This window comes from Streptomyces sp. NPDC050418, assembly GCF_044458745.1.
Lineage (GTDB): Bacteria > Actinomycetota > Actinomycetes > Streptomycetales > Streptomycetaceae > Streptomyces.
In genome coordinates this window covers 21,796-39,466 of sequence record NZ_JBITIG010000010.1, presented here as the reverse complement: position 1 = coordinate 39,466, position 17,671 = coordinate 21,796, and the positions used below count along the sequence as shown (strand labels likewise).

The 17,671-nt window shown below is 68.9% G+C and carries 11 protein-coding genes; 9 read left to right on the top strand and 2 right to left on the bottom strand.

The window, feature by feature from the left end:
• Nucleotides 1–161: 161 nt before the first annotated feature.
• The 3 genes from dxs (at nucleotide 162) to ACIBI4_RS24285 (ending at nucleotide 5,413) form a co-directional block, all read left to right on the top strand.
• Nucleotides 162–2,087, top strand: a complete 1,926-nt coding sequence (dxs, locus tag ACIBI4_RS24295) for a 1-deoxy-D-xylulose-5-phosphate synthase (RefSeq protein WP_399206119.1) — start codon at nucleotides 162–164, stop codon at nucleotides 2,085–2,087.
• A 229-nt stretch (nucleotides 2,088–2,316) separates the two neighbouring features.
• Entirely contained in the window at nucleotides 2,317–3,801 is a 1,485-nt protein-coding gene (locus ACIBI4_RS24290; RefSeq protein ID WP_399206380.1) for an amino acid permease, read from the top strand.
• A 112-nt stretch (nucleotides 3,802–3,913) separates the two neighbouring features.
• Nucleotides 3,914–5,413 carry an ArnT family glycosyltransferase gene (locus ACIBI4_RS24285; protein WP_399206118.1) on the top strand — a complete coding sequence of 500 codons (1,500 nt, stop codon included), beginning with the start codon at nucleotides 3,914–3,916 and terminating at the stop codon, nucleotides 5,411–5,413.
• Between the two features lie 2 nt (nucleotides 5,414–5,415).
• Here the strand turns inward: ACIBI4_RS24285 and ACIBI4_RS24280 are convergent, their stop codons facing one another.
• Both ACIBI4_RS24280 and ACIBI4_RS24275 read right to left on the bottom strand, forming a co-directional pair.
• On the bottom strand, nucleotides 5,416–5,802 hold the full coding sequence (locus ACIBI4_RS24280; protein ID WP_399206117.1) for an NTP pyrophosphohydrolase: 387 nt from the start codon (nucleotides 5,800–5,802) through the stop codon (nucleotides 5,416–5,418).
• Nucleotides 5,803–5,870: 68 nt separating this feature from the next.
• Nucleotides 5,871–6,965 (bottom strand): LCP family protein, encoded by a 1,095-nt coding sequence (locus ACIBI4_RS24275; RefSeq protein WP_399206116.1) that lies wholly within the window; start codon nucleotides 6,963–6,965, stop codon nucleotides 5,871–5,873.
• 374 nt (nucleotides 6,966–7,339) lie between these two features.
• Between ACIBI4_RS24275 and ACIBI4_RS24270 the strand changes: the two genes are divergently transcribed.
• The 6 genes from ACIBI4_RS24270 (at nucleotide 7,340) to ACIBI4_RS24245 (ending at nucleotide 17,592) form a co-directional block, all read left to right on the top strand.
• The gene (locus ACIBI4_RS24270; RefSeq protein WP_399206115.1) at nucleotides 7,340–8,452 is read left to right on the top strand and encodes a hypothetical protein; all 1,113 of its coding nucleotides are present in this window, start codon (nucleotides 7,340–7,342) and stop codon (nucleotides 8,450–8,452) included.
• A 61-nt stretch (nucleotides 8,453–8,513) separates the two neighbouring features.
• Nucleotides 8,514–10,085, top strand: coding sequence for a hypothetical protein (locus ACIBI4_RS24265; RefSeq protein ID WP_399206114.1), 1,572 nt, complete (start codon nucleotides 8,514–8,516; stop codon nucleotides 10,083–10,085).
• A gap of 227 nt (nucleotides 10,086–10,312) precedes the next feature.
• The gene (locus ACIBI4_RS24260; protein WP_399206113.1) at nucleotides 10,313–11,527 is read left to right on the top strand and encodes a CDP-alcohol phosphatidyltransferase family protein; all 1,215 of its coding nucleotides are present in this window, start codon (nucleotides 10,313–10,315) and stop codon (nucleotides 11,525–11,527) included.
• Nucleotides 11,524–16,038: a glycosyltransferase gene (locus tag ACIBI4_RS24255; RefSeq protein ID WP_399206112.1), complete on the top strand. Its 4,515-nt coding sequence runs from the start codon at nucleotides 11,524–11,526 to the stop codon at nucleotides 16,036–16,038. Before ACIBI4_RS24260 ends, ACIBI4_RS24255 begins: the two co-directional genes overlap by 4 nt.
• Nucleotides 16,028–16,834, top strand: coding sequence for a rhamnogalacturonan acetylesterase (locus ACIBI4_RS24250; RefSeq protein ID WP_399206111.1), 807 nt, complete (start codon nucleotides 16,028–16,030; stop codon nucleotides 16,832–16,834). Before ACIBI4_RS24255 ends, ACIBI4_RS24250 begins: the two co-directional genes overlap by 11 nt.
• Nucleotides 16,831–17,592, top strand: coding sequence for an Ig-like domain-containing protein (locus ACIBI4_RS24245; RefSeq protein ID WP_399206110.1), 762 nt, complete (start codon nucleotides 16,831–16,833; stop codon nucleotides 17,590–17,592). Before ACIBI4_RS24250 ends, ACIBI4_RS24245 begins: the two co-directional genes overlap by 4 nt.
• Nucleotides 17,593–17,671: the final 79 nt, after the last annotated feature.

Here is a 17,671-nt window from a genome sequence, read left to right as displayed (position 1 = left end):
CCCTCCCCATACGCACCGGCCCGCTTACCAGCCGTAACCGCACCCTCGTACCGCCGAACGCGTGACACACCCGACGGCGCCTTCCGGGAGCGGAACATTAGACTCGACAGACCCGGCACTGCTCGAACAGCTCGACCGAAACACAACGCTAGGAGGCACGGGTGGGTTTGCTGACCCGTATCAAGGGGCCGCGCGACCTGGACCGGCTCAGCCATGAGCAGCTGGACCAGCTGGCCGCTGAGATCCGGACCTTCCTCGTCGACGCGGTCTCCAAGACCGGCGGCCACCTCGGCCCGAACCTCGGAGTCGTCGAGCTCACCATCGCCCTGCACCGCGTGTTCGAGTCCCCGAGGGACAGGGTGCTGCTCGACACCGGCCACCAGAGCTATGTGCACAAGCTGCTCACGGGCCGCCAGGACTTCTCGAACCTGCGCGCCAAGGGCGGCCTGTCCGGCTACCCCTCGCGCGCCGAGTCCGAGCACGACGTCATCGAGAACAGCCACGCCTCCACGGTCCTCGGCTGGGCCGACGGTCTGGCCAAGGCGAACGAGGTCCTCGGCAAGGACGACCACGTCGTCGCCGTGATCGGCGACGGTGCGCTCACCGGCGGCATGGCCTGGGAGGCGCTGAACAACATCGCCGCCGCCAAGGACCGCCCGCTCGTGATCGTCGTCAACGACAACGAGCGCTCGTACGCCCCCACCATCGGCGGCCTCGCCAACCACCTCGCCACGCTGCGGACGACGGACGGCTACGAGCGCTTCCTGTCCCGTACCAAGGACCTCCTGGAGAAGACGCCCGTCGTCGGGCGGCCCCTCTACGAGACGCTGCACGGCGCCAAGAAGGGCCTCAAGGACTTCATCGCCCCGCAGGGCATGTTCGAGGACCTCGGCCTCAAGTACGTCGGCCCGATCGACGGCCACGACATCCAGGCTCTCGAGTCGGCGCTGCAGCGCGCCAAGCGCTTCGGCGGCCCGGTGATCGTGCACTGCCTCACCGAGAAGGGCCGCGGCTACCAGCCCGCCGTCCAGGACGAGGCCGACCGCTTCCACGCCGTCGGCGTCATCCACCCCGACACCGGTCTGCCGGTCGCCGCGTCCGGCGCCGACTGGACCAGCGTCTTCGGCGACGAGATGGTCGAGCTCGGCAAGGAGCGCAAGGACATCGTCGCCATCACGGCGGCCATGCTGCAGCCGGTCGGCCTGAAGAAGTTCGAGACCGCGTTCCCGGACCGGATCTTCGACGTCGGCATCGCCGAGCAGCACGGCGCGGTCTCCGCCGCCGGTCTGGCCACGGGCGGTCTGCACCCGGTCTTCGCGGTGTACGCGACCTTCCTCAACCGCGCCTTCGACCAGCTGCTCATGGACGTGGCCCTGCACAAGTGCGGTGTCACCTTCGTGCTCGACCGGGCCGGTGTCACCGGCACGGACGGCGCCTCGCACAACGGCATGTGGGACATGTCGATCCTGCAGTGCGTCCCGGGCCTGCGCCTGGCCGCACCGCGCGACGCCCAGCAGCTCCGCGCGCAGCTGCGCGAGGCCGTGCACGTCGACGACGCCCCGACCGTCGTGCGCTTCTCCAAGGGCCTGGTCGGCCCGGCGGTGCCCGAGGTGGGCAAGGTCGGCGGCATGGACCTGCTGCGCAAGGCCGGCACCGACCGGCCCGACGTCCTCCTGGTCTCCGTGGGCGCCCTCGCCCCGATGTGCCTGGAGATCGCCTCGCTCCTCGACAAGCAGGGCATCTCGACGACCGTGGTCGACCCCCGCTGGGTCAAGCCGGTCGACGAGGCGCTCGCCCCGCTCGCCGAGCAGCACCGCGTCGTCGTCACCGTCGAGGACAACGGGCGCGCGGGCGGCGTCGGCTCCGCCATCGCCCAGGCCCTGCGCGACGCGGGCGTGGACGTACCGCTGCGCGACTTCGGCATCCCGCCGCGCTTCCTCGACCACGCCTCCCGCAAGGAGGTCATGGCCGAGATCGGTCTGACGGCGCCGGACATCGCCCGCCAGGTCACCGGCCTCGTCTCGAAGCTCGACGGACGGTTCGAGAGCCCCGCACGCACCGACGCCGTGGAGCCCGCCCGCGACTAGGGCCCGTCCCAGGCATGATCCGCCGGACAGGCCCTAGCGTCCCGTCACCCCGCGTCACCCCGGCCCGGCCGGACCGCCCTTAACGGGTGGTCCGGCCGGGCCTTTCGTGTGACTTCGGGCCCGGCAGCCGTTACCCGCGGCCTCCGCCTCCCGATCATGTCCCTCGACACGAGCGCAGGGAGGCACACCGGTGACCACACCGCAGGACACACGTAACGCCGACGGCGGAATGTTCCGTACGAAATCCGTCGAGCAGTCCATCCGGGACACCGAGGAGCCGGAGCACGCACTCAAGAAATCACTCTCGGCCCTCGACCTGACGGTCTTCGGCGTCGGAGTCATCATCGGCACCGGCATCTTCGTCCTCACCGGCAAGGTCGCCAAGGAGAACGCGGGCCCGGCCGTCGCGCTCGCCTTCGTGGTGGCCGGTCTGGTCTGCGCCCTCGCCGCGCTCTGCTATGCGGAGTTCGCCTCGACCGTCCCCGTCGCCGGATCGGCGTACACCTTCTCGTACGCCTCCCTCGGCGAGCTGCCCGCCTGGATCATCGGCTGGGACCTGATCCTGGAGATGGCGCTCGGCTGCGCGGTGGTCGCCGTCGGCTGGTCGGGCTATGTGCGCTCACTGATGGACACCGCCGGGCTGCATCTGCCCGACGCCCTGACCGGCACCCATGACGGCAACTTCGGCTTCGACATCCTCGCCTGCGCGCTCGTGCTGCTCCTGACCGGGATCCTGATCGCCGGCATGAAGCTGTCCTCGCGGGTCACGGCCGTGGTCGTGGCCATCAAGGTCACCGTCGTCCTGATCGTGATCGTCGTCGGTGCCTTCTTCATCACGGGCTCCAACTACAAGCCCTTCATCCCGCCGTCGCAGCCGGTCGAAGCAGGCAGCGGGCTCGCCGCGCCCCTGATCCAGACGATCTTCGGCTGGGCGCCCACCAACTTCGGCGTGATGGGCATCTTCACCGCGGCCGCCGTCGTCTTCTTCGCGTTCATCGGCTTCGACATCGTCGCGACCGCCGCCGAGGAGACCAAGAACCCGCAGCGCGACGTCCCGCGCGGCATCCTCGGCTCGCTGCTCATCTGTACCGTGCTCTACGTCCTGGTCTCGATCGTCGTGACCGGTATGCAGAAGTACACCGAACTCTCCACGGACGCCCCGCTCGCGGACGCCTTCAAGGCCGTCGGCCACCCCTTCTGGGCGGGCCTGATCAGCTTCGGCGCCGCCGTCGGTCTGACGACGGTCTGCATGATCCTGCTCCTGGGCCAGACCCGCGTCTTCTTCGCGATGAGCCGCGACGGCCTGCTGCCCCGCCAGTTCTCCGTCGTCCACCCCCGCTTCCGCACCCCGTACCGCTCGACGATCCTGCTCGGCGTGATCGTCGCGATCGTCGCGGGCTTCACCTCGATCGACGTGCTCGCCGAACTCGTCAACATCGGCACGCTGTTCGCCTTCGTCGTGGTCGCCATCGGCGTCGTCATCCTGCGCAAGAAGCGCCCCGACCTGCCGCGCTCCTTCCGCACCCCGCTGGTCCCCGCGCTCCCGATCCTCTCGGTCGCCGCCTCGGTCTGGCTGATGCTCAACCTGACGGCCGAGACCTGGCTGCGGTTCGCCGTCTGGATGGTGCTCGGCGTGCTCATCTACTTCGTGTACGGGCGCCGGCACAGCCGCGTCGGCAAGCATCTGCCGCAGCGGGAGCCCAAGGCCGAGTGACGTGTGACGGGGTCGGGTAACTCCCCGTCACCACCGGCCGGTTTCCGAACTCTTCTCGCGGCCCCGTATGTCCCGCTTCGGCAGGGACTGCGGGGCCGTTAGCTTGGCCCGTATGCTCGCCGAGCCCACCGCGTCGTCACTTTCCGTACGGGGACGGTCAGTTCCCCGACCGCGAGGCGGCGCGGACCCCACCCCCCTGTCCGCCGCCCGCTACTGGCCGCGGCTGCTCGCGGTCCTCGCCGTGCTCGCCTGCGTGACCCGAATCCCCTCGTTCGTCCACCCGGTGTGGAATCCGGACGAGGGCTTCCTCGCCACCCAGGCCCGGATGCTCGCCGACGGCGGTCAGTTGTACGAGGACGTGGTCGACCGCAAACCACCCCTGCTGCCCTGGCTCTACCAGGGCGCGTTCGCGCTCTTCGGCGACGACTCCCTCGTCCCCCTCAAGATCCTCGCCATCGGCGCGGTCTTCACCACGGCGGTCCTGCTCGCCGCACTGGCCCGCCGCCGCTGGGGCGACAGCGCGGGCTGCACGGCGGGCATCCTGTCCGTCCTGCTCTCCATCGGCCTCAACCCCGAGGACACCCAGGCCGCCGGCTTCGAGGTGTTCATGCTGCCGTGCACCGCGGCCGCCATGTGGTGCGCGGACCGGCGGCGTTGGGGCGCGGCGGGGCTCGCCGTCGCGGCCGCGTTCCTCACGAAGCAGACCGGAGCGGCCGTTCTGCTGCCGGTCCTGTGGCTGCTGTGGCGCTCGGGCGCCCACCGCCGCGCGCTGGTGCGCCTGACGGCCGGCGCCCTGACCCCGGTGCTCGTGGCGGCCCTGGCCACCACCCCCACAGGCTTCCTCTTCTGGACGGTCACCGGCTCGGGCGCCTACGCCTCCTTCACCGGCTCCGAACTCCACGTCCTGTGGCGGGCGTTGATCAACACCGGCCTGCTGGCGGTGGCCTGCGCGGGCGTCCTGCAGCCGGTCGCGCGCGTGCTGCGCATCGCGCGCACGGGCGCCGCGGACCTCTGGCTCTGGCTCGGCTCATCGGCGGCGGCGGTCTGCCTCGGCTTCCACTTCTTCGGCCACTACTACCTCCAGCTCATCCCGCCCCTGGTCCTCCTGGCCACGGCGGCCCTCCAGATCCTGCCCCGCGACTGGCTGCCCACGGCCCTCCTGACGACGGCCTGCACCTGCGCGTTCTTCCTGCTCTGGGGCCTTGTCGCCCCCCGCCCCGAACTCGCCCACGCCGCCCGCCTCGCCACGGTCATCCAGACCCGCACCCACCCCGGCGACCGGGTCCTGGTGTGGGGCATACACCCGGAGACGTACTGGTTCGCGGACCGCACCCCGGCCAGCCGCTTCCTGACGGCGGGCCTGCTGACGAACTACAGCGGCGGGCGGAACGGACCGCAGGTGGGGGAGGAGTACGCGGTACGCGGCGGCTGGCCGACGTTCCGCAAGGAGATGACCACCCACCCGCCCCGCCTGGTCGTGGACGACTCCCGCGGCAAGCCGTACGGGGTCCGGCACGTCGAGGGGTTGCGGCGGGTGCTGGAGCTGGGTGGGTATCAGCGGGGTGGGGTGGTGGGTGGGGCGGTGGTTTATGTGCGGGTGGGGGTGGGGTGAGGTCAGTACACGGTCCGGGGCCCGACGCACCGGGCTCCCAGCGCGCCGACGCGGCGCCGCAGTTCGCGGTCGGCGGTGACGACCACGGCTGCCCGGCCCGCCGCGGCCACCAGCTCCACGATCCGGTCGTCACCGCTGCCGGGAGCCTCGTCCACCTGTACCTCCGGCAGGGACGGTACGCCGCGGGCCTTGCCCTCGACGACCAGCACGATGTCGAGGGGACCGGAGAGCTCGGCCGGCAGGCCGTCCGTGGCATAGGGGACAAGGGAGTCCCGCAGGCGCAGGGCCGCGCCCGCGCGGTCACGCCACCAGCCGTCGGGGCGTGACCCGACGACGTTGGCGGCATCGACGACGAGCAGGGTCCGCCCGGCCTCTTCGGCTTCAGTCATGTACCGATCCTCGCCCCTGCGCTGCCGTCCGGCAGCAGGACCTTCGGCCTCGGCGGACGCCGGGCCGGTCAACCGCCCGTGGCAGGAGACTTCTTGGCCGACTCCGGGATCGAACGGTCCTCGCGCAGTGCCTTCCACAGAGTGTCGGCCTGAGGCTGAGCGGCCACCACCCGGTTCGGGTCCGTCTTGTCGTAGGCCACGGGGAGCATGATCGTCTCCATGGTGGCGGGGTCGATCCCGTTCATGCTCTGACCGAAGTCGGCGAGCGAGCTGAGGGAGGCGAGTTCTTCGTCGGTGGTGAGCGAGGAAGTCAGCTGATCGGCGATCTTGTACGTCTTCGTCGGACTGCCGAGCAGATCCTGCTTCTTGATCTCGCTGAGCAGGGCGATCATGAACTGCTGCTGCAGGCCTATGCGGCCCAGGTCGCTGCCGTCACCGACTCCGTGACGTGTACGGACGAAGGCGAGGGACTGCGTGCCGTCCAGCTTCTGGGTTCCCGCCGCGAGGTCGAGACCACTCGACTTGTCCTTGATGGGTTCCTTGAGGGTGACGGTCACGCCACCGATGGCGTCGACCAACTCCTTGAAACCGGCGAAGTCGATCTCCATGAAGTGGTCCATGCGGACGCCGGACATCTTCTCGACGGTCTTGACCACGCATGCGGGACCGGCCATGGAGTACACGGAGTTGAACATCACGCGCTTCGCGGACGGCAGCGCGGAGCCGTCGTCCTTCTTGCACTCGGGGCGGGTGACCAAAGTGTCCCGGGGGATGCTGACGGCCGTCGCTTCCTTGCGGCCCTCGGGTATGTGCATCACCAGAGCAGTGTCCGAACGTGCGCCCGCGACCTTGCCGGTGCCAAGGTCCGCGTTGTCGCCGGCGCGCGAGTCGGAACCGAGCACCAGGATGTTCTGGCCGGAGGTGGGCAGCTTCTCGGGCCGGTCGGTGCCGAGCGCCTCTTCGAGGTCGACGCCCTTGATGTTGCCGTTGAGATCGCTGTAGACCCACCATGCGGCGCCGGCGGCGACGATTACCAGGACCACCAGGGTCAGCAGGATGTTGCGGCCGGTATGCCGGCGCCCGGCCGGCTTGGCCTTGCGGCGTCGCCTTCCGCCGCCGGACGGATCGGAACGGCGATGAGTGGGCGTCGAGACATGGCTCATCCTGCTGGAGTCCTTGCTGTCGTGCCCGTGCAGGGCATACCGATCGACGTGGGGACTCGGGCGGGGGGATGGAACCGGTCCGTTTGTCGCCTGATTTGTCCCGCACTATAGACAGCAATCGAGCAGTCATGTGCTTCAGGTAGCCAGTTCATGAAGCCGAAGCGAAGAAATAGTATGCGCTCGTGACATGGCTGATCGCTGGTGGAAGCGGCTCCGGCAAGCCGTGGACCTGCCGTCCCCGGTGATGCACGGCACTTCCACAGCACCGCGCAGCCGATGACCACGTCGCGTGCGGCGTGAATCCGGTCACTCCAGGCGCGGCGCTGCATCGCCGACGAATGCAACGGAACACAAGAGGGGAAAGGGGACTGGCCATGGGTGCCACTTCTGTTCGCGAGGGCGGACTGCGGCCGGCCTCCGCAGGCGTGGAGCGGGCGGGCGGGCCGGCCTCGGAACTCCGCTCGGGGCCGTGGCTGCTGACCGGGCATGACGGTCGGCTCCTCGTTTTCGCCTTGGTGGACGGCGCCGTCCTGCGCTGGACCGAGAGCCAGGTCGGAGGCCCGCACTTCACCGGGCCGGACGTCCTGCCCGTCAAGGGCCTCAGCCATCTCACCGTCGTCCAGGGGCGCAATCGCTATGCGCACCTTGTGGGGCGCAGGGTGCGACCGGGTGCCGACGCGGTGCTCGCTGTCGACCTGATGTACGCGATCCAGTACCAGGCCGGCCGCCCGCTCAGCGAGTGGCGTTCCTTGGGCAACCCCATGACGAAACGCGAGCGCACCGCACAGGCGGGTGAGCCCTCCGCGGTGGTGAACGCCGACGGGACACTGCATGTGTTCGTGCCGACGGCCGAAGGCCGGATCGCCTTGCGGCGCGAGGATACTCAGGGCCGCTGGGAGCCCTGGCGCGATCTGCAGGTCGCGGCCGCTCTCGACGCTCCGAGCGCCGCCTCCACCTCGACCGGATTCGTGGAAGTTCTCGCGCCGTCCCGTTCGGGCGGCCTGACCTGGTATCAGCAGGAACCCGGCGCGGATCTGCTGCGCGGACAGGACGTGGGAGTCGTGGAGCTTCCCGGGTCGGGCACCGCCCTCGAGACGTCTCCGGGGCGCATCACCTTCTATGTGACCGATGTCCGCAGCGGGGGAATGGTCGCGGTGCGCGCCGGGGAGTGGCCCATACCGCTGAACGTCACTCCTGGTGACGGCCGTCACGCCGCCGCACAGACCGTCATCGACGGCCGGCCGTGTACCGTCCTGGCGCACCGAGGCCCCGAGGGCCGAGTCAGCCTGGGCGTCTGCGGAGCGCAGAACGAGCGCGCCGGAGTGTGGTGGTCCGACACTGGGATGCCCACGCCGGGTGATCCGACGCTCGCCGTCGACGGTCTCGGGAGGGTCGCCGTCCTCGCGGTCGGTGCGGACGGCGCGTTGTGCATCGCTCGTCAGGAACACGGCGAAGGTCTGACGCTGGGCAACTGGAGCCGTATATGAAGTGGTCCGGAACGGGGCGGGGACCGGAGTCCGAAGGACACCGGCAGAAGGGCATGAGCGCATGACGCGCAGGACGGATCGCAGAGCCGCAGGTCAGGCCGGGGCGGACGCGTCGCCGTCGAGGGCGCAGACCGTGGCCGTCGTGGTCGCCGAACCCGGCGACGCGGTGGTGCTGGTGCAGCTTCAGGAACCGGGCACAGCGCTCGCGGTGGTCAGTCTGCAGTCCGGTGGCAAGGAGGGCCGCGAGGCGCTCGGTCATGCCCTTGCCCAGGCCGAGTCGCGCGGTTGTCGTGTGCTCTCCGGACCTGTCGTCCTCGGTGCTGACGGTCCGGCGGCCGGTGCTGCGCTGCTCGACTGCCTGATGCAGATCGACCCCGACCTCGTGCACACCCTCGATCCCGACCCCGCGCGGGCGTCCTTCGAGGAAGCTGCCGGGCGGCCGGTGCACGACGAACCGCCCCGGCTCGCCGAGGCGGCGGGTCTCGCGCTCGGTGCGGCGCGTGCCCTGCAGGAGGAGACCGGGCGGCCGGTCTTTGTGGACTGCCACCGTTCACAGGCCGACCCGCGCGGCGGAAGCCGGTCCTGCCGTCGCCACCCTCTCCCGGTCAACTGGCTGGTGGCGGGTACGGACGGTCGGCTGACAGCGTTTCAGCCCACGGCCGCCGGCGTGGTGCGCTGGCATCAGGACGCGCTGGACGGTGACCACTGGCACGGCCCCGAGCTGCTCGAAGGCCCCGGCCTGCTGCCCGGCCTCACGGTCATCCGGGACCCGTACGGCTTCCCTGTCCTGTTTGGTCTGCGCCGTACGGTGCGTCCGGATGGCGCCGTGGACGTCGAGGTCGTCCACGCCGCACAGTTCCGCACCGGCCGGCCTCTGACTCCGTGGCACGCACTGGGCGGCCCCAACGTCGCCGCGTGGCAGAAGGGCCGTGAAGTCGGCTTCCCGGCCGCCGCCTTCGACGCATCGGGCCGGCTGTTCGTCTTCGTACGGAACTTCGGGCACAGCATCAGCTACCGCTGCCAGGAGACCGACGGCAGCTGGCAGCCGTGGCAGCACCTGGGCGGCACACGCGTGGCCGACGACCTGGTCGCGGTTACCGGTGCCCACGGCGGCGTGGAGGTGTACGCGCGGGTGCGGGACAAGGACGCCGTGGTGCGGTGGTTCCTGCCCGAAGGCGGCGACTGGACCGAGGACCGTTCGCTTCCGTTCGCCGTCCGGCCGGGCAGCATGGCTCCCGCACCGGACGCCGGCGCGCTCCTCTTCCGCGACCTGTGGACGAACGAGGTTCAAGGCTGGCGGCCGGGTACGGGCGCGCCGTATCCGCTGGGAGCGAACGACGGCACGGGAGCAGTGGCGATCGAACGGGGCATAGCCCTGAACGGTTGGACGTACGCGCTCCTGGCCGGGGCGGGCCGCGACGGCGCCTGCTCAGTCGGTGTCCACCCGGAAGGACAGCCGGATGCCGGTGTGTGGTGGCAGGACCTCGGACTGCCCGGCATCGGTGCTCCTGCCGCCGCGATGGACCGCAAGGGCCGGCTGGCCGTCGCGACCCGCACCGCGGGAGGTATCGCGGTGACCCGCCGGCGAGGGCCGGTGTCCCGCCTGGACTTCGGCACCTGGAACATCGTCTGACTCTTGAAAACGGTCAGAGGTTGTACGTGATCGCCTGTGATTAAGGTCGCCAGTCGCAGCCCGTATGACAAGCCGAACTGCAAGTGGAATCGAGTTAAAGTTTCGAAAGCCTGTGTAAGGAACCTGTGAAGCCTCAGGTCACTCAGGCCCCTGGGTCCGATGTCGCGCCCAGGGCCCGTTGTCCCGCGCTCGCCCCGTGCGTTCGCATGTGACGTGACTGAGGAGTTATGACCAAGCTGTCCCTCCGAGCTGTCCAGAAGCTCACCTGCAAGAAGCGGGACGCTTGGTGGACGGTGCTGTTGGTCGACCCGGTGGCCACACGGATGCTCATCGTGATGGCCCGCTTCCGGTTCATCACACCCAACGGCGTCACGTGGGCGGCCCTGTTCATCGGCCTTGGCGCAGCGGCGTTCTTCCTCCGAGGCGACAGCACGTCGCTGATCATCGGCGCGGCGCTCTACCACCTGAGCTTCATCTTCGACTGCATCGACGGCAAACTCGCGCGGCTCAAGGGCAACGGCAGTGTCTTCGGCGGCTGGCTCGACTACGTCTTCGACCGGATCCGGGTGCTGTTCTGCGCGCTCGCTCTGATGGGCGGCCAGTACCTGCGGACCGACGACGTGCGGTTCCTCCTCGCCGCACTTGCCGTGGTCTTCCTGGACATGCTGCGCTACGTGGACGCGCTCCAGATCTACAAGATGCGCATGGCGATGCGTACCAAGATCGAGAAGCTCACGGCCGAGCGCGAGGCGGCGGAGCAGGTCGCCGAGCAGGCCGAGCAGGAGGACGGCAAGGCATCGGTCCTCTTCATGGAGGACCTCCTGCGCGACAACCCTGGAGCCGAGGCCGACGCCCTGCGCCAGGAGGCTGGAGCGAACGTCGTCGACCTGCATGAGCAGTTCCGCGACCAGTTCCCGTGGTACATCCGAGTCCGCCGCGCGATGCTGCGCACCCGTATCAGGCCCCACCTCTTCAGCGGCATCGAGTTCCAGATGTTCGTCTTCATCGTGGGCCCGCTGATCGGCCGGATCCTCTGGACCACAGTTGTTTCCGCCGTGCTGCTGGGGCTCTTCGAGCTCATCATCATGTACAAGTTCTGGCTCTCCACCCGCGACTACAACCGGGTCATGGCCGAGCTCAGCCCGGCGCCCGCCATGGCGGGAAGCATCGCCCCTCAGCTGCACCGCGGACGTCACCGCCGTGCCGGTCAGGACGGACCGTACGAGGACGGGGCCGGCCGGACCGGGCAGACAGGACCCGTCGCACCCGTGGCATCGCCGCATCGTCCTGCGGATGACGAGACCCAGCAGCTGGGCCTTTCGTTCATGCCGCAGCAGCGCGACGACAGCCGGCCGCAGCAGCCGCCCGGGCCGACCGGCGCCGGCATGCCGTACGCCGAGATGCGTCACGTTCCCCAGGAGGCCCGGGAGAGCCTCCGATGAGGGCAGTGCAGCATCACGACAACTTCTGGGTCACGGTGGTGATCCCGGCGTACAACGCGGCGACGACCATCGGCAAGGCGCTGCAGTCCGCGGTGAACCAGACCTACGAACAAGTCGAGGTCATCGTCGTCGACGACGCCTCGACCGACGGCACCCTCGAGGTGGTCACCAACTTCGCCGGGAACAACCCCCACGTGCGGGTGCTCCGCCGCCCGCACAACAGTGGTGGCGTGGGCGCTCCCCGTAACTGGGGCATCGCGCAGGCCGCAGGCCGCTGGGTGCTGTTTCTCGACGCGGACGACGAACTGCCGCCCCGGGCGTGCGAGCTTCTGGTGGCGGGTGCGCTGGAGACCGGCAGCGACATCACCGCTGGCAAGGCCCTGCGGATCAACCGGGAGAGCGGCGACGCCGAGCCTTGGGCGCCCGAGGTGTACGCGATGGCCCGCACCGTGGCGGGACTTGAGGACTTTCCGCTGCTGCTGTCCGACCCGATCGCGGCGGCGAAGCTCTACAGCGTCGAATTCCTGCGCACGAACCGAGTCTGGTTCCCCGAGGGTGTCTTCTACGAGGACACGTACTTCTCCGCGGTCGCCGGCACCCTGGCCCAGGGCATCACGATCATCACCGAACCGGTGTACCGGTGGATGTGGGAGTCGGAGGGCGCCTCCATCACCGGCCGTACCGGAGAGCTGCGAAGCATCCGCGACCGGATCGCCGTGCACCGTGCCACCGACCAGTTCCTGCTCGACCGGGGTCTGTGGTCCCTGAAGGTCCGCAAGGACTCCAAGTTCCTCACGCACGACCTGCGCCTGTACATGCGGGCGCTCGCCGAGGGCGACGACGCCTTCCAGCACGCCTTCGTCGAGATCGTCAGCTCCTATCTGTTCTCCATCGGCGACGAGGCCTTCACGTTGTGCGGCCCGGTGGACCGTGTGCGCGCCTTCTTCCTGATGTACCAGGACGTCGAGGCCGCGCTGACCACCCTCGACTACACCCAGCGCAAGAGCGTCTTCTCCTCCCATCTCGTGCAGGAGGACGACCGGGTCTACTGGTCTGCGGACCATCTCCACCTGCCCGATGCCCGGCGCATGCTCGATGTCACCGAGCTCGGTCTCGCCGGTGCTCCCGTGTCCCAGATTCCGCTCTTCGCCCAGCTCAACGGCTGGCGTGTGGAGCATGGAGAGTTCCTCTTCGACGGCGAACTCGTCAATCGCTTCGGGCAGATCGCTGCCGGGGACACCGTCCGGATCTCGCTCGCGGTGCGCAACCGGCAGAGCAAGACCGATGTCGTAGTGCCGGTGCCGCACGTCGAGGTCGGCGAACGGTTCGTCGGCTTCGAGGGCAGCGCCGACCTCGTCCACCTGCTCGGTACGGACTACGACGACAACACCGTCTGGAACGTCTCCCTCATCGTCGAGTGGAACCGCTCCCGCTCCCGGTCGTCGCTCAATGTCCGCGACCTGCCGCTGGACGACTTCGCGTTCACTGTCGACGGGGAGGCGTACGAGGGCTATCAGACCGTCTCCGGCAATCTCGCCCTGCGGTCGGCAGCGGCCGGAACCCGCACCTTCGAGTCGGACCAGAACGATCCGAACGCCCCCTGGATGTGGTGGCAGGGCCGGTTGCACCCGCCCATCCGGCAGGTGCAGCACCGCTTCGAACTCGCCGTCGTAGTGCCCTGCTACAACGTGGCCCAGTACCTCGACGCCTGCCTCGGATCCATCGCCGCCCAGCGCGGTTTCGCCGCCACCCAGGTGATCCTGGTCGACGACGGCGCCACCGACGAGACCCCGCACATCCTCGACCGCTTCGCCCACCAGTACGCCAACGTCACCGTCGTCCACCAGCGCAACGGCGGTCTGGGCAACGCGCGGAACAACGGACTCGCCCAGGTGGCGGCCCCGTACGTCACCTTCCTGGACTCCGACGACATCCTCGGTCCTGATGCCCTCGCCCTCATGCTGCGTGCGGCGCGGCGTGACGGCACCGAGGTCGTCATCGGCGACCTGGTGAACTTCCCCGACCGCCCGTACGGCCCGTGGAAGGCGTACTTCGGCGATGGCGACAAGGTCATCCACGACTTTGCCCAGACCCCCGACCTGATCTTCAGCGGCTCGGCCTGCAACAAGCTCTTCAGTACGGGACTGCTGCGCCGCCTGGGCGTCCGGTTCGGTGAAGGCGTCCACTTCGAGGACTCCTGGGTGACGCTGCCCGCCATGCTCCGCGCCCAGGGCATCAGCATCGTCGACGCCCCCGTCTACTACTACCGGGGACGCCCCGACGGTTCGTCCATCATGGACTCGCTGTGGAGCAAGCCCGCGAACTACCGCGACCACCTGCGGCTCAACCACTTCCTGCTGAATTACACGGCAGAGGAGCGCGACGAGATCCGGCACATGTTCCACCGGTACGTCGCCCGCACGTACAAGGGCTTCCTCTGCAACGCCCGCAACGTCATGAGCCGCAGCCAGTTGGCGGAGATGTTCGGGGACATCCACCGGCACTACGCGCAGATCCCGGACGACGTACTCAACGAGTTCGCCACCAACGCGACGCAGCAGCTCGACCATTACGCGGCCAAGAGCGGAAACTTCGAGCTGTTCTGCGATCCCAAACCGGCCCTGGACAGCGCACCGCTGCACCTGGAGATCGACGACGAGGGTTTCTATCGGACGTTCAGCGGCGGGGTACTCGAGACTGCCACGGCACGCGTCGCGGACCCGAACGTAGTCGTCGAGTCGGTACGTGCACGAGACGACGCGCTGGTCGTGGAGGGGTGCATGGCGTTCCCCGGGATGGACATCAGCGGACCGCTGCTCAACTCGCTGGAGTTCGTCTACCAGACGCGGGACCGAAAGATTGTGGTGCCGCTCCGGCAGATCTACCGCCGCGACCTGTGGAACGCCCGCAACAAGAAGGACCTGTACGCGGGGTTCTACGCGGAGATCCCCATGGCGCGGCTCGCCAAGAGCGGATTCAAGGTGGGCGACTTCCGCCTCCGTGTGCACCGTGTCGACGGCAGCCGCGAGCGCAACGTCGTCATGAAGGCGCGCCTCGCGCTGCACCGGCTCAAGGGCCACGGTCACATCGGCCGGCACCGGTACATGCTGACCATCGGCGCCCAGGACGCCCTGCATCTGCGGTTGGTGGACAAGGGGATCACGTCCCGCCTCAAGCACGCCATGTGGAGGACCGCCCGAGAAGTGCGCATCCTCAAGACGCGCAACCCCGGCTGGCGGATGCGCCTTGCCTATTGGCTCACGTTTCCCTTCCTCGACGGGAAGGACATCTGGCTGATCGGCGAGCGGTCGGACACGGCGCAGGACAACTCGTACCACTTCTTCAAGTGGGTGCGGACCCGTCACAAGCGCCGCAACATCTACTACGTCATCGACGCCTCGGCGGCCGATCACGACAAGGTCGCCAAGTACGGCCAGGTGATCAAGCTCGGCTCGTTCAAGCACCGGATGTACCTGCTGCACGCGACGAAGCTGATCGGCAGCTATGACTCCGAGTCGTATCTGCTGCCCGAGGGCTATCGGAAGGTGCTATTCCTGCACCGCTTCGGCGAGCTGATCAAGTACCAGCGGGTGTTCCTGCAGCACGGGATCATCTACAACGACGTCACCACCGGTGTCGACCAGCGCATCACGAGCTACGACATGATCGTCACCACCGGCCGCCAGGAGCGCGAGTTCCTCGGCGAGGAGGCCGGCTACGGCGACCGTGCGGTGCTCGCAGGTCTGCCCCGCTTCGATGCGCTGCAGCGGGAGCGGACTGCCCGTCCGAAGATCCTGCTGATGCCCACCTGGCGCCAGTGGATCGTCACCGCCTCGTACAAGAAGTCCGCAGGACCGGCGAAGACGGCGTTCACGCAGTCCGAGTACTTCCGCTTCTACCGTTCGCTGCTGGCCGACCCCCGACTGGCCTCGGCCCTGGAACGCGCCGGGGTGGATCTCGAGTTCTTCCCGCACTACGAGATCCGGCCCCACCTGCATCACTTCCGCACCGACTCGCCTGCGATCCACATCGCGGACCCGACGACACGCAATGTGCAGGAGGCCATGAAGGAGTGCTCCCTCATGGTCACGGACTATTCGTCGGTCTTCTTCGACGTCGCATACATGGGCATCCCGCTCGTGTACGTGCCCTTCGACGAAGAGGACTTCTACGGCCGCCACTACAAGCGCGGCTACTTCAACCTGACCGATGACGGCTTCGGACCCGTGTGCCGCACCGTCGACCACGCGGTCGAGGAGATCATCCGGGCGATCCAGCGCGGATTCACCGTGGAAAGCCCCTATCGGGAACGCGTCGCAGGCTTCTTCGGCCACCGCGACCGCGACAACTGCCGTCGGGTCTATGAAGGAATCAAGGCACTCGGCGACGCACCCGCCGCCGAACTCGCCCCGTACGAACCCGTCGCGCCGTTGGTGCCGCAACCGGATCCCACGTTCCGGGCCGTGCCGATGAGCGAGCCGCCCTCGAGGAGGTGGACCGGTGCTGCATGAGACCGCACACCACAGCGAGCACCCGCGGATCTTCCTCGCCGGTGACTCCAGCGTCTGCACGCGTGAGATCAGCCGCGCCCCCATGGCCGGCTGGGGCCAGGTACTACCCCTGTTCTTCACGCGGGACGTCGAGATCGTCAACTGTGCCCGTGCCGGTGCGAGCTCCCGCACCTTCGCGGAGCGCGGCCGCCTCGACTGGATCCTCGACCGGCTGCGCCCCGGCGACTATCTCGTGGTCTCCTTCGGACTGAGTGACCACAAGCAGGACGAGGAGGTGCGGACCGAACCGTTCCACGGCTACCGGGCCTACCTGCGCCTGTTCATCGACGGAGCGCGCGACCGCGGTGCCCATCCCGTGCTCGTCAGCCCCCACGAGCGCTGCACCTGGGACGAGCACGGCAACCTGCGCCAAGTGGTGCAGCCCTACCCGATGGCCATGAGTGAGCTGGCCGCCGAGACATCGACCCCGTTTGTCGACCTCTACGAGCAGAGCCTGCAGTGGTGGACACAGCTTGGGCCGCAGGGCACCCGTTCCCTGTTCATGTTCCTCGCGCCCGGACAGCATCCCAACTATCCGGACGGCATCGACGACACCACGCACCTTCTGCCCGAAGGCGCTGTCGCGTGCGCGCGGTACATCGCCCACACACTGGCGCAGCGGGAGATCGTTCCCGCGCAGTGGGTGACCCGTCTCGATCAGGAGCGCTTCCCGGACGAGGCCTACGGCTGGCTCGACGATGCCACCCATGCCTCGCTGACCCGGGCCCGTACGAAGGGGGAGGGCGACACGCTGTGACGCAACCCGACGACCGGACCAGCCCGTTGCCGCCCGAGCAGCACCTGCTGACAAGGGTCCATGTGGTGCAGCCCGAAGCGCCGCAGATCCGGCTCACCGTCGAACTGACCGCGAGCGCGGACCCGGCGTTCCCGATACGGCCCGGCCAGTCGGTCGAGTTCGCGCTGTCGCTCACTCCTGAAGGTCCGGGGCACCGCTACTACGGATACGTGATGGCGGCGCCGTTCTCACGGATCGCGAGCGTCGAGCAGCTCCGAGGCATGAGTCTGCTCCCCACCAATGACCGCTTCGCGACCTCCGTGGAGGCCGGCGCGACCCGTGTCGCCCGCTTCACCGCCATCATCGGGCACGACGTGGGCAGCGGTGCGTATCTGCTGCCGGAAGTGCGCGCGGGCATCATCGCGCAGGGCGGCTCCAGCCTCACCAGCAGCACCCACTCGGTTCGGCAGTCCGGCTATCGGGTCGCGTCCCTGACGCCGCCGGGCCGCGCCCTGCACGTGGCGCCTGGGTACCGGGGCATGCTGAAGAACCTGACCGAAGGGCTCGGCGAACAGACCCGCCTTGTCGGCGTCGGACCCGCACGCGCGGGAGCCACCGCTGTCGACCCCGACGGCACCGTCGTCTACTCACCGTTCCCGGGCCAGTTGGGCTATGACCGCTTCGCCTATGTTCTGGACGACGGCGAAGGACGCCTGGTCCGTGGCCAGGTCACCGTGTTCGTGGGGGACGTCTGGCCGCGCGGTGTCCTTGCCGGCTGAGTCACGCAGGCGACGCCGCCCTCGGCCCGCGGGTGTCCTCGCCCTTGTGCTGTGCTCGGTAGCCGCGTGCTCGCCCGTG